The sequence below is a fragment of the Pseudomonas sp. NyZ201 genome (genome assembly GCF_049860765.1).
Classification (GTDB): Bacteria; Pseudomonadota; Gammaproteobacteria; order Pseudomonadales; family Pseudomonadaceae; genus Aquipseudomonas; species Aquipseudomonas bharatica.
Genome location: NZ_CP187557.1, coordinates 5,553,543 through 5,579,618, shown reverse-complemented (window position 1 = coordinate 5,579,618; position 26,076 = coordinate 5,553,543). Strand labels below are relative to the sequence as shown.

Below are 26,076 nucleotides of genomic sequence, written 5' to 3'. Positions count from 1 at the left end.
CAACGCTTTTGTCCTTCGGGACAAAAACGAAGGCAGGCGCCTTCGTCAATCCACCCCAACGTTCAGAGGAACAGTCATGAGCATTTCCGTTACTTACGATGCCGCCATTTTCGCCAACTACACCGTCGACGAGTACCTGGCGGAGTGGGCCACCGGATTCGCCACCGCAGGCCATGGCACCAGCAACACCGGTGGTTTCAACAACGGCGGTTTCAACGGTAGCCAGTACGCCACCCACGGCGCCAACGGTTCGGACTACGCATTCATTGCCGGCAGCGATACCGCCAATGGCCTGCATTACGTGTTCAACCCGGCCCTGCCGGCCAGCAGCAACCAGAACCATTACCTGTATGGCTCGCTGGACAACGTTTCCCTGGGCTACGACCTGTCCGGTGGCAACGGCAGCAACTTCGCGCTGGGCAACGACGTTGTGACCTTCTCCGGCCTGGACCTGGACTCGGTGCTGGGCGCCGGCCGCACCGGCAACGAGGTGCACCAAGTGATCTACGGCCTGATGCAGGGCAACACCTCCGCCCTGGAAGGCGTGCTCGACAGCCTGCTGGCCAGCTACAGCGTGTCTACCGACAACACCTTCGCCGAAATCACCGCGGCCTTGAATGCGGCCTCGGCCACCGCCGTCGGCGTCCAGGCGCAGGTCGACGACCTCGCCCTGGCGGCCTGATAGCGGGCAATAAAAAGCGAATGGCAGGTCGCCCTGGCATTCGCTGATCTGCTGCATTTACCCCGCAGCCCGTGTCTTTGCTGGGCCCAGGCTGCGGTGGTGAGAATTCTGTGGCGAGGGTGCGGCGATTGCAATCGCCCGCCGTCGCCGTTTGCGAGGAATCCAAGCAATGGGAACCGCTCCCGTTTCGGCCAACAACGAAGTGCGCCAGGCGCTCAAGGCCTGCCGCGCCGGCTTTGCCAATGTCGGCCTGTTCACGGCGGTGATCAACCTGCTGATGCTGGCGCCGGCCCTGTACATGCTGCAGGTCTACGACCGGGTGCTGTCCTCGGGCAACGAGATGACCCTGCTCATGCTCAGCCTGATGGTCGTTGGCCTGTTCGTCTTCATGGGCTTGCTGGAGTGGGTGCGCAGCCTGGTGGTGATCCGCCTCGGCACGCAGATGGACCTGGGCCTCAATCCCCGGGTGTTCCAGGCCGCCTATGAAGCCAGCCTGGCCGGCAGCAAGGGGGCCGCCGGGCAAGTGCTGGCGGACCTGACCAGCCTGCGTCAGTTCGCCACCGGCCAGGCACTGTTCGCCTTCTTCGATGTGCCGTGGTTTCCGGTTTACCTCGCGGTGATGTTCCTGTTCAGCCCCTGGCTGGGGTTGATGGCGCTGGCCGGCGCGCTGCTGCTGATTGCCCTGGCATGCTTGAACGAACGCCTGACGCAGAAGCCGTTCGCCGACGCCGGGCGACTCTCCCAGCAGGCCGGTGCGCAGGCTAGCGGCAACCTGCGCAACGCCGAGGCCATGGAAGCCATGGGCATGCTCGATGCGGTGCGCCAGCGCTGGACTGTGCTGCACCATGGCTTTCTCGGTCTGCAAAACCATGGCAGCGAGCGCGCTGCCGCGGTGGCCGCGGTGTCCAGGAGCCTGCGCCTGACCCTGCAATCCCTGGTCCTTGGCCTCGGTGCCTGGCTGGCGCTGGAGAAGCAGGTCAGCCCGGGAATGATGGTTGCCGGCTCGATCCTGATGGGCCGTGTGCTGGCGCCGATCGACCAGTTGATCGCGGTGTGGCGCCAGTGGGGTTCGGCACGCCAGGCCTATGTCCGCCTCACTGAACTGTTGCAGGCCCGGCCGCCGCGTCCCGACGGCATGCCGCTGCCGGCGCCCAGCGGTCGCCTGTGCGTCGAGCAGGTCACCGCGCTGCTGCCGGGTACGCGCAAACCTTGCCTGAGCAATCTCGCCTTCGCCCTCGAGCCCGGTGATTCCCTGGGCATCATCGGCGCGTCCGGCTCCGGCAAATCGACCCTGGCCCGCTTGCTGGTGGGTGCTGCCAATCCCTTCGACGGCAAGGTGCGCCTCGACGGCGCCGACCTGCAACGCTGTGACAAAAGCCTGCTCGGCCAGCACATCGGCTACTTGCCGCAAGACGTGCAACTGTTCGCCGGCAGCATCGCCGAGAACATCGCCCGGCTTGGCGAGGTGGATGCCGATGCCGTGGTCGCCGCTGCGCAACTGGCCGGGGTGCATGACATGATCCTCAAGCTGCCGGCGGGCTACGACACCGTGCTGGGGGAGGGCGGCAGCGGTCTTTCCGGTGGCCAGCGCCAGCGCATCGGCCTGGCCCGGGCGTTGTACCGGCTGCCTGCGCTGATCGTCCTCGACGAGCCCAATTCGAACCTCGACGAAGCCGGCGAACAGGCCTTGCTCGCAGCGGTGGCCAAGGTGCGCGAGGCGCGTCGCACGCTGATCCTGATCACCCACAAGCCGGCATTGCTGTCTGGCCTGGAGAAGTTGCTGGTCCTGCAGAACGGCCAGTTGCAGGCCTTCGGGCCCACCGTGCGGGTGCTCCAGGACCTGCAGAAAGCCGCCCGTCCCGCCGTGGTCCCCGGCCCCACCGCGCTGCGCAGCCCGGCCAGCGTCAGCATGAGCTACGGCACACCGAGAGCCTGATCGATGACTGCAACCGCGCCTCTTCCCAACAATGTCCTCGCCATGGACGAGCGCCGCCCTGCGCGTATCGGGCGCTGGATGGTCATCGCCGGCTTCGGCGGTTTCATGCTCTGGGCCGCGCTGGCGCCGCTGGACAAGGGCGTGCCGCTGTCCGGCAACGTGGTGGTCGCCGGCAGCCGCCAGGCGGTGCAACACCCTGCAGGTGGGGTGATCGAACAACTGCTGGTGCGCGATGGCGACCAGGTCACGGCCGGCCAGGTGCTGTTGCGCCTGGATCCGACCCAGGCCCGGGCCCAGTACGAGTCGTTGCGGGTGCAATTACTCACCGCCCGGGCCATGCAGGCCCGCCTGAGCGCCGAGCGTGACGGGCAGAGGACGGTGCAGTACCCGGCCGAATTGCAGAAGGACGCCAGCGAACCCTGGCTGGCGGCGATCCTGGAGACCCAGCGGCAACTGTTGAGCAGCCGCCGCCAGGCCCTGGCCATGGAACTCGACGGCGTACGCGAAAGCATCGCCGGCGCCCAGGCCAGCCTCGACGGCCTGCAAGGCTCGCTGGCCGCAAAACAGGAGCAGCGCCGCGCCTTGCAAGAGCAGTTGCACGGCCTGCGCGAGCTGGCCCGGGACGGTTATATCCCGCGCAACCGGCTGCTGGAAAACGAGCGCCTGTTCGCCCAGGTCAACGGATCGATTTCCGAAGACCTGGGCACTATCGGCCGCACCCGTCGCCAGTTGCAGGAGCTGAAGCTGCGCATCGCCCAGCGCCAGCAGGAGTACCGGCGCGAGGTCAGCCAGCAGCTTGCCGAGGCGCAGTCGACTGCCGCCGATCTCGACAACCGCCTGCGCAGCGCCGCCTTCGACCTGGCCAGTACCGAGGTCAAGGCGCCGGCCAGCGGCACTGTGGTCGGTTCCAGCGTGTTTACCAATGGCGGGGTGATCGCCCGCGGGCAATCGCTGATGGAAATCGTCCCCCGTGATGTGCCGCTGCTGGTGGATGCCCGGGCCTCGGTGGAACTGGTGGACCGCCTGCATCCGGGGCTGCCGGTGGAGCTGCTGTTCGTTGCCTTCAACCAGAGCACCACGCCCCGGGTCGAGGGCGAGGTGATCCTGGTTTCTGCCGATCGCCTGCTCGATGAGCACAACGGACAGCCTTACTACCAGGTGCGTGTACGGGTTGGCGAAGAGGGCCTGGGGCAGTTGGCCGGCCAGGACATCCGCCCGGGCATGCCGGTGGAGGCCTTCGTCCGTACGGGTGAACGCTCGATGCTCAACTACCTGTTCAAGCCCTTGACCGACCGGGCCCATGTCGCCCTGGCGGAGGAATGATGCGTTTGCTGTCCTGCTTCATGTTGCTGGGCCTGAGCCTGCCGGCTGCGGCAGTCGACCTGAGCGATGCCTTCGCCCTGGCCCTGCGCAACGATCCGGCTTTCCACGCCGCCATCGCCGAGCGCGATGCCGGACTGGAATACCGGGCCATTGGCCGGGCGAAACTGTTGCCCAACCTGTCGTACCGCTACAACAGTGCGCGCAATGACTCCGAGGTGACCCAGTCGACCACGGTCGGGAATATCACCCAGCAGCGCGACTACCGCAGTTACTCCTCGACCCTGACCCTGCAACAGCCGCTGTTCGACTACGGCGCCTGGGCCGAGTATCGCCAGGGCGTGGCCAAGGCCCTGCTGGCCGATGCGCAGTTCCGTGGGCGCGGGCAGGAACTGGCGGTGCGCCTGTTCCAGGCCTACAGCGAGGCGCTGTTCGCCAACGAGCAGATTGCCCTGGCCCAGGCCCAGCGCCGGGCCTATGCCGAGCAACTGACCCTCAACGAGCGGCTGTTCAAAGGCGGCGAGGGCACCCGCACCGATGTCCTGGAAACCCGCGCCCGCTATGAACTGGCCAAGGCCCAGGAAATCGAGGCTACGGACAATCTCGATGCCGCGTTGCGCACGTTGCAGGCCATCGTCGGCGAGCCGCTGGAGGTGGAGGATCTTGCACCGCTGGCGGACGACTTCCAGGTGGAGCCGCTGGCGCCGGGCAATTTCGAACATTGGCGCAACCTGGCGGTGAGCAACAACGCCCAGCTCATTGCCCAGCGACATGCCGTGGAAGCGGCGGACCAGGGCATCGAACGCAATCGCGCCGGACACCTGCCGAGCCTCAGCGCCTATGCCAGTACCGGGCGCTCCAGCTCCAGTTCGGAGAGCACCTACAACCAGCGCTATGACACCGACAGCATCGGCATCCAGTTGAACGTGCCGCTGTTCGCCGGTGGCGGTGTGTCGGCGGCGACCCGTCAGGCGGCGGCGCAGCGCGACCAGGTGCAGTACCAGTTGGATGGGCTGCTGAGCGAGACCCTCAACGAACTGCGCAAGCAGTTCAACCTGTGTGCCAGCAGCGCGGCGAAGATCCGTGCCTATGAGCTCGCGGTGGAGTCGGCGGATCGCCTGATCGAAGCGACGCGCAAGAGCGTGGCCGGCGGGGAACGGGTCAATCTCGATGTGCTGGATGCCGAGCAGCAGTTGTACGGCGCCCGGCGTGACCTGGCCCAGGCCCGCCATGACTACTTGCGGGCCTGGTTGCAGGTTCACTATCTGGCGGGGACCCTGGAGGCCAGTGACTTGCAGCGGCTGGACAGGTACTTCGCCAGCCGTGGTGCAAGGGCATCCGCCAGCCGTTGACCACCCGGCAGCGGCCAGCGCCAGCGGGCTTTGCGGGCCGGGAGCAGGCGTTCGTACGCCAGCCAGACCATGCACGCCAGCATCAGCAGGCTGTGGCCCTGTTGCACCAGGCTGGGTAGCAGCATCGCCGGCCAGCAGGCCCCGATGCACCAGAAACCATTGGTCAGCCCGTAGCGCAGGCAATCCCGCAGCATGGGCCAGCCGAAGGCGGAGATCCGCGGCGGATAGTGGCAGTTGTTCAGGCAGTGCTGCTTGGCCGGCGAGGCCTGCCAGAGCATGCACAGGACGAACACCAGCCCGAGCATGAGCCACGGGCTGTCGCTGCCGAGCAACTGCGCGGTGACACTGAGCAGGGCGATAAGCACCCCGGCGGCAGTCCACACCAGGCAATAGCTGAGCAGGAACAGCCCTATGGCCCAGGGGCGGCGGCGGCGCAGGCTACGCTTCCATAGGTAGACCAACGGACCACCCAGCAACAGCGGCATCATCGCCAGCAGCATCAGCAGCCAGGCGACCAGCAGGCCTTGCGGGTCGAAGGTCAGGGCCAGGGTCCAGGCGGACCACAGCCCATCGGAGACCCGCGAAGCCACCGAACCGCAGAATGCCGGGAGCATCAGCTGTGCTGGTGCCCCGAGCATTGCCGCCCAACCGGCGAGACTGGCCACGGCCAGCCAGGGCCATGGACCGTGCAGCAGCCTAGCTGCGAATTGCCGGTTGAACATCGTTACTGGCCCTGGCGGTAGACGCTGATGCGACCGATGGAGATATCGGCCGCCGGGGTCAGGTCGGTGCTGGCGAACAGGCTGATGTGCAGATGATCCAGGTTCAGGTCACCTTGTACATTCAGACGGTTAACGATGTCGGTAATGTCGAGGACCGCTGTCAGGCCGGCCCCGGCGTGACTTTCATCCTTCTGGCTGGCTACCCGTACGCCGAACAATCCGATGTCGCCTGCGTAGAGTTCAGGATGGGCCTCCGGCGACGCACCATCCGGCAGGTTGACGTAGAGCGAGAGGATCACGGCGTTGAGCTTGCCGCGAATATTCTCCACGTTCAGGTAGACCCGCTCCTCTGGTAACGGCGCCGCGTTGCCGGCCGTCAGCAGCCCGCGCGCGGCAAGTTTCTGCGCGACCTTGGCGATACCGGGCTTGTCCAGGCGTACAGGGCTTTCGAAACGACTGCCGAGCAGCTTGATCGGCTGGGCATTGGCGCCGAGCAGTTCGGTGACTTTGGTATCGGCCACTGCCGTTGCCTCCACCTTCGCGGTGGCGAGGTTCGCCTGGGGTGGTGTTGGAAGGTCCTGGTAGGTATAGCCCAGGTCTTGCAGGCTGAGCATCTGCGAGACGATGTAGGTGTAGGTGCTGCCGTCCGGTGCCGGCATGATGAACGGGCGGCCACCCGAAGGAGGACCCTCGACCCAGGCCGGATCATCGACCGGGTTCTTGTGGGCCGGATTGCGATCGAGCCAGACCTGCCAGAGGCGGTCGATGTTGGCATGGTGGAGCCAGAATACGGGATCCAGGCCGGCCATTTGCGGGTCAGACATCAGGCCTTCGAACGGGTCTTTCTCGCCGGGCCTGTTGATGTGGCCACCTACAGCGATGTGCACTGGGTTATGCGGGTTGTTTTCCAGGCCGCCTTGTACGTCGCCGTCGAAATGGAAGACGGTTTCCGGGCCACCGAAGCCAGGCGTACCGCCCGTGGCGCCGCCGGTGAACAGGGCGATGTCCAGGGACTTGAGGTTGATTTTCAGCGGGTTGATAACCACGCGCCCGTCGATCGTGTTGCCAAAGCGCAGTTTCGGCAGGGCCAGCGGGTTGTTGGTGCCGTCGGGCAACTTGGTTTCGTAGAAGATGTGCGGCAGGGTGACACTGTGCAACCGGGTGCCGATCTCGTTGTAGTTCCAGTAGGGCAGTGCCCAGTCCGATGGGCCATTGAGCTTGATGATCGTCTCGCGCACGATGTTTTCGAACGCCAGCAGGTAGCCACGGTGCCAGGGCAGGAAGTACCAGCTCTGGTGCTGGCATTGGTTCCAGAACAGATCCTGGTCCTTCTGCGTGGGCAGGGGCGTTTCTTCGTCGATCTGCCAGTGGCTGATCCACAGGTCTTTCTTGAAACCATGGATAGCGCCGAGGAATTGCCAACTGGTGTTGTCGGTGATCGGTCGCTTCTGCAATTCCTGTACGGCCTTGGCGTACCACAACATGGTGTCGTTCCAGCCGTCTCCCAGATCCCACAGATCCTTACGCACATACGTCATGTTCACGCTCTCCATATTCCATGTGAGGGGATGTTCCATACGGGCCTGCTCACGATAGGCCTGTGGCATCAAAGTGCCATATCCGCGCGTCGGGATGTTGAAGGAAATATACGTGCACCAACCAAACGAAAAGGGGCCGATGCTTGCGCATCGGCCCCTTGAGAACTGCCGTGTAATCAGTGCTCGGCAACGGCCTTTCGTCGCGGCGCCGTTGCGGCATGCTCATCCTCGGCCACCATCGGGATTTCCTTGCCGTCGGCATCGAACAGCTTGCCGTCCTTGAAGTAGTCGCCGTCACGCAGGGCGGAGATGTCGGAATAGACCACGGTGCGCTCATAACCGGCTGCGAACACCGATTGCTGGTCGGAGTTGCCGATCTTGAAGTGGTTGAACAGCAGGTTCAGGGAAATCGCCATGATCGCCGCCGAGCTGATGCCCGAGTGGAAGATGGTCTCGAACCAGTTGGGGAAGTGATCGTAGAAGTTCGGTGCCGCGATCGGGATCATGCCGAAGCCCAGGGAGGCGGCGACGATGATCAGGTTCATGTTGTTCTTGTATTCCACCTTGGACAGGGTGCGGATCCCGCTCGCCGCCACGGTGCCGAACAGCACGATGCCCGCGCCGCCCAGCACCGAGGTCGGTACTGCGGCAATCACCCGGCCCATGATCGGCAGCAGGCCGAGGATCACCAGGATCACGCCACCGGTGGCCACCACGTAGCGGCTTTTCACGCCGGTGACCGCGACCAGGCCGACGTTCTGGGCGAAGGCGCTCTGGGTGAAGGAGCCGAAGATCGGTGCCAGGATGCTCGACGCCATGTCGGCGCGCAGGCCGTCGCCGAGGCGGCGCGAGTCGACCTTGGTGTCGATGATTTCACCGACGGCGAGGATGTCGGCCGAGGTTTCCACCAGGGTCACGATGATCACGATGCACATCGACAGGATCGCGGCGATGTGGAAGGTCGGCATGCCGAAGTGGAACGGCGACGGCATCGCCACCAGCGGGCCGTCCAGCACCTTGCTGAAGTCGGCCATGCCCAGCGACCAGGCGATCAGGGTGCCGATGATCATGGCCAGCAGGATCGACAGGCGCGAGATCGAGGCGCTGCCGAGCTTGCTCAGGGCCAGCACGAAGGTGAAGGTCAGGGCGGCCAGGCCGATGTTCTCCATGCTGCCGAATTCCGGCGACTTGCTGTTGCCGCCCATCACCCAGCGCGCCGCGACCGGCATCAGGGTCAGGCCGATGGTGGTGATGACGATGCCGGTCACCAGCGGGGGGAAGTATTTGGTAATGCGCGAGAAGATCGGGGTGATCAGGAAACCGAGGAACGATGCGGCCATCACCGCCCCGAGCACGCCTGGCAAGCCGCCGCCGCCTTCGGTGGAGAGGATCGCGCCCATGGTCGCCACACCGGCGAACGACACGCCCTGCACCAGCGGCAACTGGCAACCGAAGAACGGCAGGCCGAGGGTTTGCAGCAGGGTCGCCAGGCCGCCGGCGAACAGCGATGCAGCGATCAGCAGGCCAATCTCGGCAGGGCCGAGGCCGGCAGCCTGGCCAAGAATCAGCGGCACCGCAACGATACCGCCATACATCGTCAGAACGTGTTGCAGACCATAAGCGACGTTGGCACCCAGGCCGAGGTTTTCATCTTCCGGACGAGGCGCAGTGGAAGACGTGCTTGGTGAGGACGTATTCATGGGAGCAGGATCTCGGTATTTATTGTTGTGCCGCTACTGTAGACATCTGTTGCCAAACATTGCCAGAGAAATTGTATACAATTTATCGATTGGCTCAGGAACAGTAAGGCCATTGATTTGGCCAAATAGCGGTTGCAGTAATCGTTCCAAAAAGGCGAGACGCTGTACCACGGTGTAGGAAAAAACCGTGTACAGCGCTAAATAAGCTGTCTGGCTGGACAGGAAATGCAGGCGGGGCGAAAAGGTTAGGGCGCTAAAAGATCTTGATCTTCGATCAATTGATGGAATTCGCGCTCCAGTTCGGTGCGGTCTGCCAGGTTAAGCTCCACAAGGCGGCGCAGGTGCTCCATCGAAGCCAGGTCGATGTGCAGGCAGATGAAGCCCAGCTGGGTTTTCTCTACATGGCGCAATTGCACCTGCATCAGCACCTTCGCATCGGGACTGAGGGTGACCTCGGCGTCGAACAACTGTTCGCCATCGGCATCCCAACTGGACGGGACCTCCACCAGCAGCCCCTTGAGGGAGATGTCGACCAGCGTGGCCTTCCAGCGCCGGGCGCCCTGGATCAATTCGGTGGGGGCATCGAAGGCAATGCGTTTGAAGCGTCGACGATCGTTCTGCTCGCTCATGCTCGGCCCTCCGGGTGGGTTCGACAACTATAGTCCAGCCCTTGCCAGCACCGCCCAAGGGGCGCAATCTTCGATAGTGGCGAAGGGCTTCAGAGGCTCTAGACCAACGTGGGGGCTGGCCTTTCCGGCCAGTGTCGCTAGACTCGAAACGCTACCTTTAATCAATTTGCTGGAAGCGAACCATGAACAACAATAATAGCCTGGCCCGCCATATCCCCTGGCTGGTGCTGGCAGTACTAGGGGCCTGTGCGCTCGGGGTGGTTGCCCTGCGGCGTGGCGAAGCCATCAATGCCTTGTGGATTGTCGTCGCCTCGGTGGCGATCTACCTGGTCGCGTACCGTTACTACAGCCTGTTCATCGCCACCAAGGTGATGCAGCTGGACCCTCGCCGGGCCACTCCGGCGGTGCTCAACAACGATGGCCTGGATTATGTCCCGACCAACAAGCACATCCTCTTCGGTCACCACTTCGCGGCCATCGCCGGCGCGGGGCCGCTGGTCGGGCCGGTGCTTGCCGCACAGATGGGCTACCTGCCCGGTACCTTGTGGCTGATCGCCGGCGTCGTGCTGGCCGGTGCGGTGCAGGACTTCATGATCCTGTTCCTCTCCACCCGTCGCAACGGTCGCTCCCTGGGCGACATGGTGCGCGAGGAGATGGGCCGGATCCCGGGGACCATCGCCCTGTTCGGCTGCTTCCTGATCATGATCATCATCCTCGCCGTGCTGGCGCTGATCGTGGTGAAAGCACTGGCTGAAAGCCCGTGGGGCATGTTCACCGTGATCGCGACCATCCCGATCGCGATGTTCATGGGCATCTACATGCGCTACATCCGCCCGGGCCGCATCGGTGAAATCTCCATCATCGGCGTGGTCCTGCTGCTGCTGTCCATCTGGCTGGGGGGCCAGGTTGCCGCGGATCCGGTATGGGGCCCTGCATTCACCTTCACCGGCGTGCAGATCACCTGGATGCTGGTGGGCTATGGCTTCGTCGCCGCCGTACTGCCGGTATGGCTGGTGCTGGCACCGCGTGACTACCTCTCCACCTTCCTCAAGATCGGCACCATCGTCGGCCTGGCCATCGGTATCCTGATCATCGCGCCCGAGCTGAAAATGCCGGCGCTGACCCAGTTCACCGACGGTACCGGCCCGGTCTGGAAGGGCACCCTGTTCCCGTTCCTGTTCATCACCATCGCCTGTGGCGCGGTGTCCGGCTTCCATGCGCTGATCTCCTCGGGGACCACGCCGAAGCTGCTGGACAACGAAGTCAACGCCCGCTACATCGGCTACGGCGGCATGCTGATGGAGTCGTTCGTTGCCATCATGGCCATGGTCGCCGCCTCGGTGATCGAGCCGGGTGTCTACTTCGCCATGAACAGCCCGGCCGCCGTGGTCGGTGCCGACGTCGTGTCGGTGGCGCAGACGGTCAGCAGCTGGGGCTTCACCATCACCCCCGAGCAACTTGAAGCCACCGCCCGCGACATCGGCGAGCACACCATCCTGGCCCGTGCCGGTGGTGCGCCGACCCTCGCAGTGGGTATCGCGCAGATCCTCCACCAGGTATTGCCGGGTGAAAACACCATGGCCTTCTGGTACCACTTCGCGATCCTCTTCGAGGCGCTGTTCATCCTCACCGCGGTGGACGCCGGTACCCGTGCCGGTCGCTTCATGCTGCAGGACCTGCTGGGCAGCTTCGTCCCGGCGCTGAAGCGCACCGAGTCCTGGGGCGCCAACCTGCTCGCGACTGCCGGCTGCGTAGCGCTCTGGGGTTACCTGCTGTACCAGGGCGTGATCGATCCGCTGGGAGGCATCAACACCCTGTGGCCGCTGTTCGGCATCTCCAACCAGATGCTCGCCGGCATCGCCCTGATGCTCGGCACCGTGGTGCTGATCAAGATGAAGCGCCAGCAGTACATCTGGGTCACCCTGGTGCCTGCGGTGTGGCTGCTGATCTGCACCACCACGGCGGGCCTGATCAAGCTGTTCGACCCGAACCCGGCGGTCGGCTTCCTGGCCCTGGCCAAGAAATACAGCACCGCGCTGGACGCTGGCCAGGTCCTGGCTCCGGCCAAGGACATCGGGCAGATGCAGCACGTGATCTTCAACGCCTACACCAACGCAACCCTGACCGTGCTGTTCCTGGTGGTGGTCTTCAGCATCCTGTTCTTCGCCCTCAAGGTCGGCTACGCCGCCCTCGGCAAGAAGGAGCGCAGCGACAAGGAAACCCCGTTCCAGGCCCAGCCGGAAGCTTGATAGAGGAATGCAGTGATGTTCAACGACCTGGGTCGACTGGGTAAGTACCTGGGGCAGGCAGCCCGCCTGATGGTCGGCATGCCCGACTACGACAACTACGTCGAGCACATGCAGAAGAAGCACCCGGACCAGCCGGTGATGAGCTACGAGGCGTTCTTCCGCGAACGCCAGGAAGCCCGTTACGGCGGCAAGGGTGGGCCGAAGTGCTGTTGAGCTTCGGCCGCTAGCGACAAACCTGTGGGAGCCCGGGGCACCGGGCTCCCACAGTCATTTTCAGCGTCAGGAGAATTCGTGTGCATTCCCCCATTCCCGTAACCGTGCTCAGCGGTTTCCTCGGTGCCGGCAAGACCACCCTGCTGCGCCATATCCTCAAGGCCGAGCACGGCCTGAAGATCGCCGTCATCGAAAACGAATTCAGCGATGCCGGCATCGACACCCAACTGCTTGGCGACGCGCCGGTCGAGGTCATGACCCTGGCCAACGGCTGCGTCTGCTGCAGCATCCACACCGACATGACCAAGGCCCTGTTCCTGCTGCTGGAGCGTCTGGACAGCGGTGAGATCGCCTTCGACCGCCTGGTGATCGAATGCACCGGCCTGGCCGACCCGGCGCCGGTGGCGCAGACCTTCTTTATCGATGAGGAACTGCGTGATCGCTACATCCTCGATGGCATCATCACCCTGGTGGACGCGGCCCATGCCGACCTGCACCTGACCCAGGCCATCGCCCAGGCCCAGGTCGGGTTCGCCGACCGCCTGCTGCTGAGCAAGACCGACCTGGTGGACGACGCCACGGTCGAAGCGCTGACGGCGCGGCTCGGCCGGATCAACCGTCGCGCGCCGGTGCGGGTGGTGGATCACGGGCGGATCGACCTGGCCGAATTGCTGGATGTGCGGGGCTTCAATCTCAATGCCGACCTCGGTGGCGGCATGAGCCTGCGGCCGGTGCTGGCGACCACCGCCCCGGACCGGATTTCCAGCCTGGTGCTGCGCACTGAAACGCCTCTGGATATCGACCGGCTCAGCGAGTTCATGAACGAGCTGCTGGAGGAGCATGGCAAGCAGCTGCTGCGCTACAAGGGCGTGCTGAATATCGCCGGGGAGGATCGGCGCCTGGTGTTCCAGGGCGTGCTGAAGCTGTATGGCTTCGACTGGGACACCGAGTGGGCCGAGGGCGAAACGAGGGAAAGCGTGATGGTGTTTATCGCCGATCAGTTGCCGGAAGAGAAGATCCGGGCGGGGTTCGAGGCGTTGAGTCGCTGATCCAGAGAACACCGCGGCCCCTGTGGGAGTCCGCCCAGCCTTTCAGGCTGCGCTGTCGCGCAGAGAACAGTTCCAAAGCACGACGCGTACCCTGTGGGAGCGGGTTCACCCGCGATTGCTATGGTGAATTCACTACTGCAATCGCGGGTGAACCCGCTCCCACAGTGGTCGGTGGCGATCTTGCAGCCACCAAAAAACCGATGCCGGTCACCCGGCATCGGTTTTTTCAGTACAGCCCTGAATCAGTTGCCGTAGACAGGCAGCTTCTTGCAGATGGCCTTGACCTTCTCGCGAACGGCGTCGATCACCGCTTCGTTGTTCAGGTCAGCCAGGATGTCGCAGATCCAGCCAGCCAGTTCCTTGCACTCGGCTTCCTTGAAGCCGCGAGTGGTGACGGCTGGAGTACCGAAGCGCAGGCCCGAAGTGACGAACGGGGAGCGCGGGTCGTTAGGCACGGAGTTCTTGTTGACGGTGATGTAGGCGCGGCCCAGGGCAGCGTCGGCATCTTTGCCGGAGATCTCCTGCTTGATCAGCGAGAGCAGGAACAGGTGGTTCTGGGTGCCGCCGGAAACGACGTCGAAACCACGCTCGATGAACACGCTGGCCATGGCCTGGGCGTTTTTCACGACCTGCTGCTGGTAGGCCTTGAACTCAGGCTGCAGCGCTTCCTTGAAGCAGATGGCCTTGGCCGCGATCACGTGCTCCAGCGGGCCGCCCTGGGCGCCCGGGAAGACTGCGGAGTTCAGCTTTTTCTCGATGTCGGCGTTGGCACGGGCCAGGATCAGGCCGCCACGCGGACCACGCAGGGTCTTGTGGGTGGTGGTGGTGACGACGTCGGCGAACGGAACCGGGTTCGGGTAGACGCCTGCGGCGACCAGGCCGGCCACGTGGGCCATGTCGACGAACAGGTAGGCACCCACTTTGTCGGCGATGGCGCGGAAGCGGGCGAAGTCCAGGACCTGCGAGTAGGCCGAGAAACCGGCAACGATCATTTTCGGCTTGTGCTCGACCGCCAGGCGCTCGACTTCGTCGTAGTCGATCAGGCCGTTACCGTCGATGCCGTACTGGATGGCGTTGTACAGCTTGCCCGACGAGCTTACCGACGCACCGTGGGTCAGGTGGCCACCGTGGGCCAGGCTCATGCCGAGGATGGTGTCGCCAGCCGACAGCAGGGCCAGGTAGACCGCGGCGTTGGCCTGGGAACCGGCGTGCGGCTGGACGTTGGCGTAGTCGGCACCGAACAGTTCCTTGGCACGATCGATGGCCAGTTGCTCGACCACGTCGACGTACTCGCAACCACCGTAGTAGCGCTTGCCCGGGTAGCCTTCGGCGTACTTGTTGGTCAGGACCGAGCCCTGGGCCTCCATCACGGCCGGGCTGGTGTAGTTTTCCGAAGCGATCAGCTCGATGTGCTCTTCCTGGCGCTGGGCTTCCTGCTGCATGGCTTCGAAGAGCTCGGCGTCGTACTTGGCAATGGTCAAATCACGGCTGAACATGGCGGTCCTCAAGGATCGGGCTGAAATAGGCCGGCATTCTACCCCATAGACTTTTGTCTGGCATATGAAAGGGCGTCATCTGGCGGACAAATGGGATTCAAGCAGGGGAAAACCGGCTGCTATTCCAGCATGAACAGGGTTTCGTTGCTGAATTGCGCCTCGAACTGGTGGGCCGGCATCGGCCGGCCGAACAGATAGCCCTGGACTTCGTCGCAGCCATGTTCGCGGAGGAATTCCAGCTGCTCATGGGTTTCCACGCCCTCGGCGATCACCGCCAGGTTGAGGCTGTGGGCCATGGCGATAATCGCCCGGGCGATCTGCGCGTCCTGCTCGCCCTCGGGAAGGCCGTCGACGAAGGTGCGGTCGATCTTCAGCACGTCGATGGGGAACTGCTTGAGGTAGTTGAGCGACGAATAGCCGGTGCCGAAATCGTCGACGGCGATGCTCAGGCCGAGGTTCTTCAGGCTGTCGAGGATCTGCATGGCCTCGTGGACTTCACGCATCAGGATGCTTTCGGTCAGTTCCAGCTCCAGGCACGCCGGCGGCAGGCCGGTGTCCTTGAGGATGGCGGCGATGCGGTTGCCCAGCTGGCCGTCGGAGAACTGCCGCGCCGAGATGTTCACCGAGACCTTCGGCACCCGCACCCTGGCCTGGTGCCAGGCCTTGAGCTGGCGCGAGGCTTCGGCGATGACCCAGTCGCCCACATCCACCACCAGGCCCAGTTCCTCCATCACCGGGATGAAATCCCCCGGCGGCACCAGCCCGCGCTGTGGATGCCGCCAGCGCAGCAGGGCCTCGGCTCCGGTCAGGCGCTTGCCGTCGCCGCTGAACTGCGGTTGGTAATAGAGGATGAATTCGTTCTGCTCCAGGGCATGGCGCAGGTCGCTTTCCAGCTCCAGGCGCTCCAGGGCGCTGGCGTTCATGTCGGCCTGGTAGAACTGGAAGTTGTTCTTGCCGCGTTCCTTGGCGTGGTACATCGCGGTGTCGGCGTTCTTCATCAACTGGCTCAGCTCGCTGCCGTCCTGCGGGCTGAGGGCGATGCCGATACTGGCGGTGACGAAGAACTCGCGGTTCTCCAGGACGAACGGCCGCACCAGGCTGGTGAGGATCTGCTCGGCCACATGCACGGCGCGGTGCAGCGCCATTTCCCGGGTCGCCCGCGGCTGCAGGAGCAGGGTGAACTCGTCGCCACCCATGCGCGCCACCGTGTCGTCGTCATCGACGCAATCGAGCAGGCGCTCGGCCATGTCCTTGAGCATGCGGTCGCCGGCGGCATGGCCGAGGGAGTCGTTGATCGGCTTGAAGCGGTCGAGGTCGAGGAACATCAGCACCACCCACGACTTGTGCCGCTCGGCCTGCTGCAGCGCGGTGTACAGGCGGTCCTGGAATAGCGTGCGGTTGGGCAGGTGGGTGAGGGCGTCGTAGTAGGCCAGGCGATGGATGCGCTGTTCGCTGGCCTTGCGCTCGCTGATATCGGTGAAGAAGCACACGTAGCTGGCCAGGTCGCCTTCGTCGTCGAGCACCGCGGTGATGCCGACCCACGCCGGGTAGTGCTCGCCATTGCGTCGCTTGAGCCAGATCTCACCTTCCCAGGTGCCGTGCTGGTGCAGTTGCTTGAGGATGTAGCGCAGGGTCGAGTCCTGCTGGCCGTCGACCGTGAGCATGCTCGGCACCTGGTCGAGCACGTCGCGCACGGCATAGCCACTGACCCGGCTGAAGGCTTCGTTGGCCTGGACGATGTAGCCGGCCGGATCGGTGATCAGGATCGCCGACGTGGAATGCTCGAAGACCGTCGCGGCCATGCGCAGGTCTTTTTCCGCACGGCGCTGCTGGCTGATATCGCGACCGACGCCGAGGATCCCGCCGAACTGGTCATGTTCGTCCCAGACCAGCACCAGGCGCAGTTCGATAGGGATCTTGCGGCCATCGGCGCGCAGGCAGTCGAAGAGGAACAACTGGGTCGGCACCTGGGTACGCAGCGCGGCCAGTTGCGCGGCATCGCCGAGCGCGCGGTTGACCCGCTCGACCAGGGTATACAGCCCGGCCAGTTGTGCCGGGTTGGCGATGGTCGACTGCCAGCCGTTGCTGAAAATCCACTCGACGTCGTAGCCCAGCACCGATTGCACCGAAGGACTGACGTAGTTGAGCTGGAGGCGGTCGTCGGTGGAGAAGATCACGTCGCTGATGCTTTCAGCGAGCATGCGATAGCGCTGTTCGCTATCGCGCAGGGATTCGCTGGCCTCCAACTGGTCGGTGACGTCCTTGGCCACGCCGATGATCCGCGTGACGTTGCCGGCGGCATCCCGGGTCAGCACCTGTTCGCGGATGTCGTAGCGGCGCCAGCGCTGGTCGTGATGGCGGAAGCGCAACTGGCAATGCAGTTGCTCGACATAGCCGCTTTCCCGCTGCTGGCGGCGCAGGTCGCGGTACAGCTCGGCGTCCTCCGGATGCAGCAGGATCTCCCAGAAGAATTCGCCCATGCGCGCCAGCTCGTGGCGCTCGTAGCCGAGGGTCTGGCCAAGATGGCGGTTGCTGAAGATCATCCGCAGGCTTTGCACGTCCTGGACGTAGAGCTGGTCCGGCACGGTGCGGACCACGTCGGACCAGAAACTCTCGCGCTCCAGCAGCGACAGTTCGACACGCTTGCGGCTGGTGATATCGCTGATGCTGAGGATCACCGCCCGATAATCGCGGCGTTGTTCAGGGAAGCGCACCATCAGCCACAGGTGCTGGTCCAGGCCATGCGCGGTCGGCAAGCGCACTTCCAGTTCCAGGCGTGCCTGGCGGTCCAGCACCGCCGCTACCAGTTGCACGCCGACGCCGCCGTTTTCCAGGGCATTGCCGGCGATCAGGTGCCGCCAGGTGCCTTCGCAGCAATCGACGCCCAGCAGCTGCAGGGCAACCTGGTTGACTTCGGTGACCTTCAACTCGCGCAGCAATTGCTCGCGCAAGGTCGGGTCGGCGTCCAGGCGTTGTTCCAGTTCCAGGCGGCTGCGCAGGCGCAGGCGGTCGAGGATCGGGTCCAGGCCCGACAGGTCCAGCACGCACAGGGCGACGCCGGTGCTTTCGAAGATGTCCTGGTAGCGGCGGCGCCCGGCCTGGAGCATCTGGTTGCGCCGACGCATGTTGAACAGTGCCAGCACGGGCAGCAGCGCGCAGAGCAGGCCGAGCAGGGCCTTGCCGACCAGCGCCGGGAGCAGTTCACCGCGGGTGCGCTCGGCATCGTGGAAGCCGCGCAGTTGCCAGTCGCTGTTATCGACGAAGGCCAGCATCACGCTTTGCAGCGGTGCGGTTTCGGTCGTCGGCGACGTCGCCTGTTGGCGTTGCAGGTGCTGCTGGATGATCCCGGCGGTCTGGCCGTTTTCCAGTTGCCACTGGAGATGGTCGGCGGGCTCCAGGCGTTCGGCCAGTTGCTGGTACCAGGACGGTTCGAAGCGCAGCAGCCAGTAGCCAGCGCCGTCGCGCTGGCGCAGCAACAGATAGACCCGCTCGTTGCCGGGCGCATTGCTGAAGTGATGATCCTGCTCGTGGTTCAGGCGCAGCAGTTCGGTCATGGCCGCCTGGTCCGGCGACGGGCCAAGGCTGTCGCGCAGGATCCGCCCGTCGCCATCGAGCCAGGCCAGGCTGGCGAGGGCGGGCTGGCGCTGGTGCAGGCGGGCGTACAGCCCCGCCAGGACGTCGGTATCTGGTGCAGTGGCACCGACCGGCAGCAGGTTGCGTGTGCGTTCGGCTTCCAGGGCCAGGCTCAGGTTGAGGCGATCGGCAATCTCGGCGCTGGCATCGATGCTGTGCTGGCGGCGTTCGGTGACGGTGCGGCGGTATTGATCGAAGGTTTGCCACAGCAGCAGAGCCAGCAACAGCAAGGCCAGGGTGGCCAGGGCACCCTTGAGCGAGCCGCGCAGGGGCTGACCCGACGCAACGGCGGCTTTGCGCAAGGAAGGCGGCTGATTGAGGTCGGTCAAACGGTGTTCCTGCGGTATGGCTGGCTGGTCGTCGCAGCGCGCACTATAAGCCGGACGCCCGAAGGGCGGCTAGCATGACCTGACTTGTGGCAAAGTGCCAGTCCTGTTCATCGGGCCGGCACCTGCCCGGCTGTGCTGCCCCTGCCCGGCGGCGTCCAGTTGGGGTAACCTTGGCGGTTCCGATTATCCGTTACCGAGGGTGAGGCCGCTGCCCGTGCCCGCCGTGAGCCTGCCCTGACAGAACACGGCGCTCCACCCCGATACCCGGTTTTTGTCCAGCCCTGTCCCGTGGACGGGGCTTTTCCAACGATTCGAGCGAGGTCCGCATTTTGGCTCAATACGTTTACACCATGCACCGGCTGAGCAAGGTTGTTCCGCCCAAGCGTGAAATTCTCAAGAACATCTCCCTGTCGTTCTTCCCTGGCGCCAAGATCGGCGTCCTGGGCCTGAACGGCTCGGGCAAATCCACCTTGCTGAAGATCATGGCCGGCGTCGATACCGAGTTCGACGGCGAAGCCCGCCCGATGCCGGAGCTGAACGTCGGCTACCTGCCGCAGGAGCCGCAGCTGGATCCCTCCAAGACCGTGCGCGAAGTGGTCGAGGAAGCGGTCAGTGTGATCAAGGATGCCCAGGCCCGCCTGGACGAGGTCTACGCGGCCTACGCCGAGCCGGATGCCGATTTCGACAAGCTGGCCGCCGAACAGGCCAAGCTGGAGGCCATCCTGCAGGCCAGCGACGGCCACAACCTGGAGCGCCAGCTGGAAGTCGCCGCCGACGCCCTGCGCCTGCCGGCCTGGGAGGCCAAGGTGGAACACCTGTCGGGCGGTGAGAAGCGCCGCGTCGCCCTGTGCCGCCTGCTGCTGTCCGCGCCGGACATGCTGCTCCTCGACGAACCGACCAACCACCTGGACGCCGATTCCGTCGCCTGGCTGGAACACTTCCTCCACGACTTCCCGGGCACCGTGGTGGCAATCACCCACGACCGTTACTTCCTGGACAACGTCGCGGGCTGGATCCTCGAACTCGACCGCGGCGCCGGTATTCCTTACGAGGGCAACTACTCCGGCTGGCTGGAAGCCAAGTCCGAGCGTCTGGCCCAGGAATCCAAGCAGCAGTCGGCCCATGAAAAGGCCATGAAGGAAGAGCTGGAGTGGGTGCGCAAAGGCGCCAAGGCCCGCCAGTCCAAGTCCAAGGCCCGTCTGGCACGCTTCGAGGAAATGCAGTCGCAGGAATTCCAGAAGCGCAGCGAAACCAACGAGATCTACATCCCGGCCGGTCCGCGCCTGGGCGACAAGGTCATCGAATTCAAGAACGTGACCAAGGGCTACGGCGACCGCGTACTGATCGACAACCTGTCGTTCGTCATGCCAAAAGGCGCGATCGTCGGCGTTATCGGCGGTAACGGCGCGGGTAAATCGACCCTGTTCCGCATGCTGATGGGCAAGGAACAACCGGACTCCGGCAGCATCGAGATCGGCGAAACCGTGCAACTGGCCTGCGTCGACCAGAGCCGCGAGGACCTGGACGGCAACAAGACCGTGTTCCAGCAGATCTCCGACGGTTCCGACCAGATCCGTATCGGCAACTACGAGATTCCGTCGCGCACCTACGTCGGTCGCTTCAACTTCAAGGGCGGCGACCAGCAGAAGTTCGTCAAGGACCTGTCCGGTGGTGAGCGTGGCCGTCTGCACCTGGCCCTGACCCTGAAAGAGGGCGCCAACGTCCTGCTGCTCGACGAACCGTCCAACGACCTGGACGTGGAAACCCTGCGTTCGCTGGAGGAAGCCCTGCTGGACTTCCCGGGCGCCGCCATCGTGATTTCCCACGATCGCTGGTTCCTGGACCGTGTCGCGACCCACATCCTGGCTTACGAGGATGATTCGCAGGCGGTGTTCTTCGAGGGTAACTACACCGAGTACGAAGCCGATCGCAAGAAGCGCCTGGGCGAGGCTGCTGCCCAGCCGCACCGGGTACGGCACAAGAAGCTGGCCTGATAAGGCTGGTCGATTGATGCACAGGAATGGGGCCCTTAGTGGCCCCATTTTTGTGCCTTAGGTTCAGATCGATGATGGCCCATCGCTGGCAAGCCAGCTCCCACAGGCATGGTGCGTGCAGTCCCTGTGGGAGCTGGCTTGCCAGCGATGAGGCCCCTTGAATTCTGTATACATTTACAGAAATGCACCAAAAAAATTCATAAAAACGACATTTCGCCCTGTTCCAGTGCGATTGCTTCTTGGTAAAGTCCCGAAAAAACCAAAAAGTCCAACTCCCTCGGTGAGATGTCTACTCATGACTGAATCTGTCGATCACTTCCTGGCACGGCTGAAACAACGCGACCCTGCCCAACCCGAATTCCACCAGGCTGTCGAAGAAGTCCTGCGCAGCCTCTGGCCGTTCCTCGAAGCCAACCCGCACTACCTCGAAGCCGGCATCCTCGAGCGCATGGTCGAGCCCGAGCGCGCCATTCTGTTCCGGGTGTCGTGGGTCGATGATGCAGGCAAGGTCCAGGTCAACCGGGGTTATCGCATCCAGATGAGCAGCGCCATCGGCCCGTACAAGGGCGGGCTGCGCTTCCACCCGTCGGTGAACATCGGCGTGCTGAAGTTCCTGGCGTTCGAGCAGGTGTTCAAGAACTCCCTCACCTCCCTGCCCATGGGCGGCGGCAAGGGTGGTTCGGACTTCGATCCGAAGGGCAAGAGCGACGCGGAAGTCATGCGTTTCTGCCAGGCCTTCATGAGCGAGCTGTATCGCCACATCGGCGCGGACCTGGACGTTCCGGCCGGTGACATCGGTGTCGGCGCGCGCGAGATCGGCTTCATGTTCGGCCAGTACAAGCGCCTGGCCAACCAGTTCACGTCGGTACTGACCGGCAAGGGCATGACCTACGGCGGTAGCCTGATCCGTCCAGAGGCCACCGGCTACGGCTGCGTGTACTTCGCCGAGGAAATGCTCAAGCGCGAGGACAAGCGCATCGATGGTCGTCGCGTGGCCATTTCGGGCTCCGGCAACGTTGCCCAGTACGCGGCGCGCAAGGTCATGGACCTGGGCGGCAAGGTGATCTCGCTGTCGGACTCCGAAGGCACCCTGTTCGCCGAGGCCGGCCTGACCGACGCCCAGTGGGATGCGCTGATGGAGCTCAAGAACGTCAAGCGCGGTCGCCTGAGCGAACTGGCCGGCCAGTTCGGCCTGGAATTCCGCGCCGGCCAGCGCCCCTGGAACCTGCCGTGCGATATCGCCCTGCCATGTGCGACCCAGAACGAGCTGGACCTGGACGATGCCCGCGCCTTGCTGGCCAACGGCTGCATCTGCGTGGCCGAAGGCGCCAACATGCCGACCACCCTGGAAGCCGTCGACCTGTTCATCGAAGCGGGAATCCTGTTCGCCCCGGGCAAGGCGTCCAACGCCGGTGGCGTTGCGGTCAGCGGCCTGGAAATGTCGCAGAACGCCATGCGCCTGCTGTGGACCGCTGGTGAAGTGGACAGCAAGCTGCACAACATCATGCAATCGATCCACCACGCCTGCGTTCACTATGGCGAGGAAAACGGCCGTATCAACTACGTCAAGGGCGCCAACATCGCCGGCTTCGTGAAAGTCGCCGATGCCATGCTGGCCCAGGGCGTGGTCTAGGATTCAGGCTCCGGCTCGATGGTGACGACTTCGATCAACTGATCGCCCGCCGGTCGCCGCCACACCACCTCGTCACCAGGCGCCGCTCCAAGCAGCGCCCGGCCCAGCGGGGAACCCCAGTTGACCAGGCCGGCAGCGATGTCGGCCTGGTCTTCCCCCACCAGTTGCACCTTGTGCTCGCGATCCTGCTCATCGACGTAGGTCACGCGGCTGCCGATCTGTACCTTTTCCCTTGAAGTCGCCGTGGGCACCACCTGGGCGCTCTGTTGCCGTGCGCTGAAGTAGCGCAGGTCGCGCTCGGTATCGGCCAGGTGTTGCTTGTCGCCCCGTTCGCCCTGGGCCAGCAGTTCGCTGCGCAGGCGATTGAGCTGCGCGACGCGCTCCTGCAGAAGCGCCAGGCCGCGGGCGGTCACGTAGTTGGGCTGCTCGCTGATGCTGCGCTCGACCGGCTGGCTGGCCTGGTTGGCAGCTTGGTCTTCGTTGACGAATGCTCGGCTCATGAAGGTCTCCTTTGCCAGAAGACCATGCTGACAGGCCCGGGGTTGCAGTGGATGTCCGATTACGACCTGTTCAGCGCCGATAGGCCCTGGCGGCGTCGCGGTCCTTTTCCTGCTGCCAGCGCTCCTCGCGTTCGTCCCAATGGCGGTCGTAGTAGCGTTGCTGGTCCTGGCTCTGGCGCATCGCCTGGCATTGGCGAAAGCCATCGTCCCAGCCGGTTTCGTACTGGCGTTCGTGCAGGTAGCGTGGCACGTTCTTGCGAAACGCCCCCGCCATCATCCCGGCGGCCTGCTGGCCGCTGCCGCAGCCGTCCTGGAAACCGTCGGCGTAGGCCGGTGGATACCCCTGGTCAAGCAACTGCTGGTGGGTCGACTGGCAACCGGCCAACAGCAACAACACAACAAAACAGTACCGCCGCATCGCAACACTCTCCGCATGATGGGGAAAGTCTAGGTGGGGGAATGTCAGTGTGGTGTCAAAAGGCCGTGAAACTCTCGCAGAGCTGGTGGCAGCACCGCGTACCCTGTGGGAGCGGGTTCACCCGCGATTACTATGGTGAATTCACTACTGCAATCGCGGGTGAACCCGCTCCCACAGGGTACGCGGCGCGGCATCAGTAGTTGTACCACTTCAATTCCAGCATCACCTCGTTCTGCGCCGTCGCCAGCTGGCTGAACTCGCGCTTGGCGCTCAACCTTAACCCGAGGCTGTCACTCAGCTCCCATTGCTGGTTAAGGCTGAGGCTGCGCCGCACCTCGCCATTGGTGAAGTAATCGCCCTTGGCCTCGACGCTCAGGTTGCCCAGCCCGTTGCGCCACAGCACCCCGGTGTTGAACCCGGCCGCCGGGGCGATGAACTGGGCGAAGTCGTTGTGATGCTCGACGCGCACCGTGCCGAGGGCAAAGCCGAGCATGTCGTCACCGAGTTTCCAGGTGCCGCCCGCGCCGCCATTGACGTGGCTGACCAGCACCTCGTCGTCATGCTTGCCCGGCACCTGCTCCAGGCCTCCGGAAACCTGCCACGACCAGGGCTTCAACAGGTCGTTGCGCGGCGTCAGCGAGCGAATGGTCGCCAGGTCCAGGCGCTGCACCTGCCAGTCGTTGCCTTCGTACTGGCGCAGCTTGAGCTGGAGGATCTCGATCTGCGCACCAAGGGGGAACCCGTAGGCATTGTCATTTAGGTCGTGATAGGCCATGCGCAGACCATACTCGGCGAATGCGCGATCTTCCCGGGTGCCGACCCCGAGCTGCCAGGTGCGCGACTCATGGCCGTCTTCGGGCAGGCCCGGGCGCTCGATCTCCAGCGGCGGCGGTGGATTGCGATTGATTGCCCGCAGCAGTTCGAAGCTGCGCCTGGCCTGGTCCGCATCGCGCTCCTGGCCAGTGGCGCGGTAGCGTTCCAGGCGGTAGGCAGCATCCTGCACCAAGGCCTGGCGGGGCTTGGGCAGGGCAGTGAATTCGGGGCTTTGCAGCTTGCCGGTATCGGCGGCCACCGCCAGTACCTGTTGCTGTTCGGCCTTGTCCAGTGGCTCGGCACGGGCCAGCAGTTCGCGTTCCCGCGATGGCCGGTAGTCCACGCGTTCAACCAGGCCGGCCTTCTTCACCGCCTTCACGGTATCGGTGGGAATCGCCGTGAGCGGGAAGTGCGAGGTCAGGTCCAGGCTCGGGCGGGCGACCTGAAGCAGTTCCAGCAGGCGGTAGGAGCAGTTCTCGTCGAAGAAGAAATAGTCGAAGCGGATCTGCTTGAGTTCCCAGATATGCTCGACCATGCGCCCGGTTTCCTCGGGCGTGAGGTTCAGCCGGTACTCCCACAGGTCGCGGTTTTCCAGGCTGCGGTACTCGGAAAGCTTTTCCTGGTAGGGAACGAAGGCGAACAGGCCGGGATAACCGCCCATCAGGCCCTTCCAGGCGTAAAGAATGCTGTTGTCGTTGCCTTCGATATAGGCCCCGAAGTTGACCGCATAACTGAGCAGGGCGGTCTCGTTGCTTTGCACGTCGGCCTGGTCGATGCGCAGCAGCGTGTGGCCGAACATGGACGACGGGCTGTTCAGGTAGGCGGCGGGGAAGATCAGCACGGCGCTATGGGGCGACACGTCCTGGAACCAGTGTTTGTACTCGGCGCAATCAGGGCTGGGCAAATCGGTCAGTTGCAATTGTTCGCGCAGCCAGCGGGTCCGTGCCGGGTACACGCACTGGGCATGCTGGTCGCCCTTGCTGGCCGGGGCGTAGAGTGCCTCGAGCGTGGCGGCGAGCTCGCGATCCGGGTGATGGGCACCGTCCTGGGCGAGGAAGAAGCGGTCGTCATCGACGTAGCTGCGCCAGCCGCCCAGCTTGCCCGTTTCATAGTGCCCCAGGGCGATCCAATAAGGATCGGCGGCCAGGGCCTGGAGGCGCGATTCGTCCATGGAAGGTGCCGCGTGCAACGGTGCACAGGCACAGAGCGCCAGATAGGCGAGGCGTTTGAGCATGTCGGGCGACTACTTCTCGAATGAAGCCGATGGGAAACACAACCCGCCTCGTCGCCGAGGCGGGGTGACGCAAGGTCAGGCTCAGGCCGGGGTAGCGTACTTGGCCAGGCGAGCATCCGACTTGAGGACGGCGAGGGTGTTGTTGTGAACGTCTTCGGCGGTGATGTCCGCGGTCTTGAAGATGTCCTGGAAGTGCTGGTGGGTGACGGCGGCGAAGTGCGCGCGGTCTTCAGGTGCCACACCGAGAACCACGGCGTAGGTGGTCAGGGCTTCGCCCTGGCCCTTGGCCATGTCTTCGGAGAGCTCGTTCATCATGCCGTTCATGGCGAACCAGGATTTGCCACCGTAGGTCAGCGCGGCGTTGGTCGAGCAACCGTTGGTGCCCGAGGTCATGCCGAAGGTGGCGTTGCCCGAGGTGCCGTTGGTGGTGGAAGCGAGGAAGTGAGCGGGAGTGCCGCGTTGGCCTTCGAACAGCATGTTGCCCCAGCCGCAGTCCGGGCCGCCTGGCGCCTGGGCCATGGCGTTGATCGAAACCGCGGTGAACAGAGTACCCAGAAGAATCCGTTTCATAGCTTTGTTCTCTTTCTGATTTGCAAACCAAAGGTCAGGGTTTCCGGCGTGCCTTGCAACGGCTGC

The 26,076-nt window shown here is 64.2% G+C and carries 19 protein-coding genes; 9 read left to right on the top strand and 10 right to left on the bottom strand.

The window, feature by feature from the left end:
* Positions 1 to 76: 76 nt before the first annotated feature.
* The 4 genes from ACPFMA_RS25140 (at position 77) to ACPFMA_RS25125 (ending at position 5,290) form a co-directional block, all read left to right on the top strand.
* Positions 77 to 682 (top strand): heme acquisition protein HasA, encoded by a 606-nt coding sequence (locus tag ACPFMA_RS25140; RefSeq protein ID WP_009398960.1) that lies wholly within the window; start codon positions 77 to 79, stop codon positions 680 to 682.
* A 169-nt stretch (positions 683 to 851) separates the two neighbouring features.
* The gene (locus ACPFMA_RS25135) at positions 852 to 2,618 is read left to right on the top strand and encodes a type I secretion system permease/ATPase (protein WP_425928972.1); all 1,767 of its coding nucleotides are present in this window, start codon (positions 852 to 854) and stop codon (positions 2,616 to 2,618) included.
* A gap of 3 nt (positions 2,619 to 2,621) precedes the next feature.
* Positions 2,622 to 3,941, top strand: a complete 1,320-nt coding sequence (locus ACPFMA_RS25130; protein WP_425928971.1) for an HlyD family type I secretion periplasmic adaptor subunit — start codon at positions 2,622 to 2,624, stop codon at positions 3,939 to 3,941.
* Positions 3,941 to 5,290 carry a TolC family outer membrane protein gene (locus tag ACPFMA_RS25125; RefSeq protein WP_425928970.1) on the top strand — a complete coding sequence of 450 codons (1,350 nt, stop codon included), beginning with the start codon at positions 3,941 to 3,943 and terminating at the stop codon, positions 5,288 to 5,290. Before ACPFMA_RS25130 ends, ACPFMA_RS25125 begins: the two co-directional genes overlap by 1 nt.
* Here the strand turns inward: ACPFMA_RS25125 and ACPFMA_RS25120 are convergent.
* The 4 genes from ACPFMA_RS25120 to ACPFMA_RS25105 form a co-directional block, all read right to left on the bottom strand.
* Positions 5,200 to 6,012: a DUF2182 domain-containing protein gene (locus ACPFMA_RS25120; protein WP_064303557.1), complete on the bottom strand. Its 813-nt coding sequence runs from the start codon at positions 6,010 to 6,012 to the stop codon at positions 5,200 to 5,202. The two genes, ACPFMA_RS25125 and ACPFMA_RS25120, sit on opposite strands and share 91 nt — an antisense overlap.
* Before the next feature lie 2 nt (positions 6,013 to 6,014).
* Entirely contained in the window at positions 6,015 to 7,550 is a 1,536-nt protein-coding gene (locus ACPFMA_RS25115; RefSeq protein ID WP_425928969.1) for a tyrosinase family protein, read from the bottom strand.
* A gap of 176 nt (positions 7,551 to 7,726) precedes the next feature.
* The gene (locus tag ACPFMA_RS25110) at positions 7,727 to 9,250 is read right to left on the bottom strand and encodes a nucleobase:cation symporter-2 family protein (protein ID WP_037060104.1); all 1,524 of its coding nucleotides are present in this window, start codon (positions 9,248 to 9,250) and stop codon (positions 7,727 to 7,729) included.
* A 245-nt stretch (positions 9,251 to 9,495) separates the two neighbouring features.
* On the bottom strand, positions 9,496 to 9,879 hold the full coding sequence (locus ACPFMA_RS25105) for a PilZ domain-containing protein (protein ID WP_425928968.1): 384 nt from the start codon (positions 9,877 to 9,879) through the stop codon (positions 9,496 to 9,498).
* Positions 9,880 to 10,061: 182 nt separating this feature from the next.
* On the opposite strand from ACPFMA_RS25105, the gene ACPFMA_RS25100 reads away from it, so the two are divergent.
* The 3 genes from ACPFMA_RS25100 (at position 10,062) to yjiA (ending at position 13,390) form a co-directional block, all read left to right on the top strand.
* Positions 10,062 to 12,128: a carbon starvation CstA family protein gene (locus ACPFMA_RS25100; RefSeq protein ID WP_009398968.1), complete on the top strand. Its 2,067-nt coding sequence runs from the start codon at positions 10,062 to 10,064 to the stop codon at positions 12,126 to 12,128.
* Between the two features lie 15 nt (positions 12,129 to 12,143).
* Entirely contained in the window at positions 12,144 to 12,341 is a 198-nt protein-coding gene (locus ACPFMA_RS25095; protein WP_064303554.1) for a YbdD/YjiX family protein, read from the top strand.
* A gap of 80 nt (positions 12,342 to 12,421) precedes the next feature.
* Positions 12,422 to 13,390, top strand: coding sequence for a GTPase (gene yjiA / locus ACPFMA_RS25090; protein WP_425928967.1), 969 nt, complete (start codon positions 12,422 to 12,424; stop codon positions 13,388 to 13,390).
* A 242-nt stretch (positions 13,391 to 13,632) separates the two neighbouring features.
* Here the strand turns inward: yjiA and glyA are convergent, their stop codons facing one another.
* Both glyA and ACPFMA_RS25080 read right to left on the bottom strand, forming a co-directional pair.
* Positions 13,633 to 14,886, bottom strand: a complete 1,254-nt coding sequence (gene glyA, locus ACPFMA_RS25085) for a serine hydroxymethyltransferase (RefSeq protein WP_009398971.1) — start codon at positions 14,884 to 14,886, stop codon at positions 13,633 to 13,635.
* A gap of 119 nt (positions 14,887 to 15,005) precedes the next feature.
* On the bottom strand, positions 15,006 to 18,848 hold the full coding sequence (locus tag ACPFMA_RS25080) for a sensor domain-containing protein (RefSeq protein ID WP_425928966.1): 3,843 nt from the start codon (positions 18,846 to 18,848) through the stop codon (positions 15,006 to 15,008).
* Positions 18,849 to 19,177: 329 nt separating this feature from the next.
* On the opposite strand from ACPFMA_RS25080, the gene ettA reads away from it, so the two are divergent.
* Positions 19,178 to 20,842 carry an energy-dependent translational throttle protein EttA gene (gene ettA / locus ACPFMA_RS25075; RefSeq protein ID WP_009398974.1) on the top strand — a complete coding sequence of 555 codons (1,665 nt, stop codon included), beginning with the start codon at positions 19,178 to 19,180 and terminating at the stop codon, positions 20,840 to 20,842.
* A gap of 295 nt (positions 20,843 to 21,137) precedes the next feature.
* The gene (gene gdhA, locus ACPFMA_RS25070; protein WP_064304850.1) at positions 21,138 to 22,475 is read left to right on the top strand and encodes an NADP-specific glutamate dehydrogenase; all 1,338 of its coding nucleotides are present in this window, start codon (positions 21,138 to 21,140) and stop codon (positions 22,473 to 22,475) included.
* Here the strand turns inward: gdhA and ACPFMA_RS25065 are convergent.
* The 4 genes from ACPFMA_RS25065 to ACPFMA_RS25050 all read right to left on the bottom strand — a co-directional run bounded on the left by ACPFMA_RS25065 (position 22,472) and on the right by ACPFMA_RS25050 (position 26,010).
* The gene (locus ACPFMA_RS25065) at positions 22,472 to 22,975 is read right to left on the bottom strand and encodes a GreA/GreB family elongation factor (RefSeq protein ID WP_425928965.1); all 504 of its coding nucleotides are present in this window, start codon (positions 22,973 to 22,975) and stop codon (positions 22,472 to 22,474) included. The genes gdhA and ACPFMA_RS25065 overlap by 4 nt on opposite strands.
* A 70-nt stretch (positions 22,976 to 23,045) precedes the next feature.
* Positions 23,046 to 23,393 carry a hypothetical protein gene (locus tag ACPFMA_RS25060; protein WP_425928964.1) on the bottom strand — a complete coding sequence of 116 codons (348 nt, stop codon included), beginning with the start codon at positions 23,391 to 23,393 and terminating at the stop codon, positions 23,046 to 23,048.
* Between the two features lie 193 nt (positions 23,394 to 23,586).
* The gene (locus ACPFMA_RS25055; RefSeq protein ID WP_425928963.1) at positions 23,587 to 25,440 is read right to left on the bottom strand and encodes a DUF4105 domain-containing protein; all 1,854 of its coding nucleotides are present in this window, start codon (positions 25,438 to 25,440) and stop codon (positions 23,587 to 23,589) included.
* 81 nt (positions 25,441 to 25,521) lie between these two features.
* Positions 25,522 to 26,010, bottom strand: a complete 489-nt coding sequence (locus tag ACPFMA_RS25050) for a DUF3015 domain-containing protein (protein WP_009398981.1) — start codon at positions 26,008 to 26,010, stop codon at positions 25,522 to 25,524.
* Positions 26,011 to 26,076: the final 66 nt, after the last annotated feature.

Excerpts from the sequence above, each read along its gene's own strand:
- ACPFMA_RS25065 (WP_425928965.1), bottom strand. The coding sequence starts at position 22,975 with ATGAGCCGAGCATTCGTCAACGAAGACCAAGCTGCCAACCAGGCCAGC.
- ACPFMA_RS25110 (WP_037060104.1), bottom strand. The coding sequence starts at position 9,250 with ATGAATACGTCCTCACCAAGCACGTCTTCCACTGCGCCTCGTCCGGAA.
- ACPFMA_RS25055 (WP_425928963.1), bottom strand. The coding sequence starts at position 25,440 with ATGCTCAAACGCCTCGCCTATCTGGCGCTCTGTGCCTGTGCACCGTTG.
- ACPFMA_RS25130 (WP_425928971.1), top strand. The coding sequence starts at position 2,622 with ATGACTGCAACCGCGCCTCTTCCCAACAATGTCCTCGCCATGGACGAG.
- ACPFMA_RS25060 (WP_425928964.1), bottom strand. The coding sequence starts at position 23,393 with ATGCGGCGGTACTGTTTTGTTGTGTTGTTGCTGTTGGCCGGTTGCCAG.
- glyA (WP_009398971.1), bottom strand. The coding sequence starts at position 14,886 with ATGTTCAGCCGTGATTTGACCATTGCCAAGTACGACGCCGAGCTCTTC.
- ACPFMA_RS25125 (WP_425928970.1), top strand. The coding sequence starts at position 3,941 with ATGCGTTTGCTGTCCTGCTTCATGTTGCTGGGCCTGAGCCTGCCGGCT.
- ACPFMA_RS25105 (WP_425928968.1), bottom strand. The coding sequence starts at position 9,879 with ATGAGCGAGCAGAACGATCGTCGACGCTTCAAACGCATTGCCTTCGAT.
- ACPFMA_RS25135 (WP_425928972.1), top strand. The coding sequence starts at position 852 with ATGGGAACCGCTCCCGTTTCGGCCAACAACGAAGTGCGCCAGGCGCTC.
- ACPFMA_RS25120 (WP_064303557.1), bottom strand. The coding sequence starts at position 6,012 with ATGTTCAACCGGCAATTCGCAGCTAGGCTGCTGCACGGTCCATGGCCC.
- gdhA (WP_064304850.1), top strand. The coding sequence starts at position 21,138 with ATGACTGAATCTGTCGATCACTTCCTGGCACGGCTGAAACAACGCGAC.
- ACPFMA_RS25100 (WP_009398968.1), top strand. The coding sequence starts at position 10,062 with ATGAACAACAATAATAGCCTGGCCCGCCATATCCCCTGGCTGGTGCTG.
- ACPFMA_RS25095 (WP_064303554.1), top strand. The coding sequence starts at position 12,144 with ATGTTCAACGACCTGGGTCGACTGGGTAAGTACCTGGGGCAGGCAGCC.
- ACPFMA_RS25115 (WP_425928969.1), bottom strand. The coding sequence starts at position 7,550 with ATGACGTATGTGCGTAAGGATCTGTGGGATCTGGGAGACGGCTGGAAC.
- ACPFMA_RS25050 (WP_009398981.1), bottom strand. The coding sequence starts at position 26,010 with ATGAAACGGATTCTTCTGGGTACTCTGTTCACCGCGGTTTCGATCAAC.
- ACPFMA_RS25140 (WP_009398960.1), top strand. The coding sequence starts at position 77 with ATGAGCATTTCCGTTACTTACGATGCCGCCATTTTCGCCAACTACACC.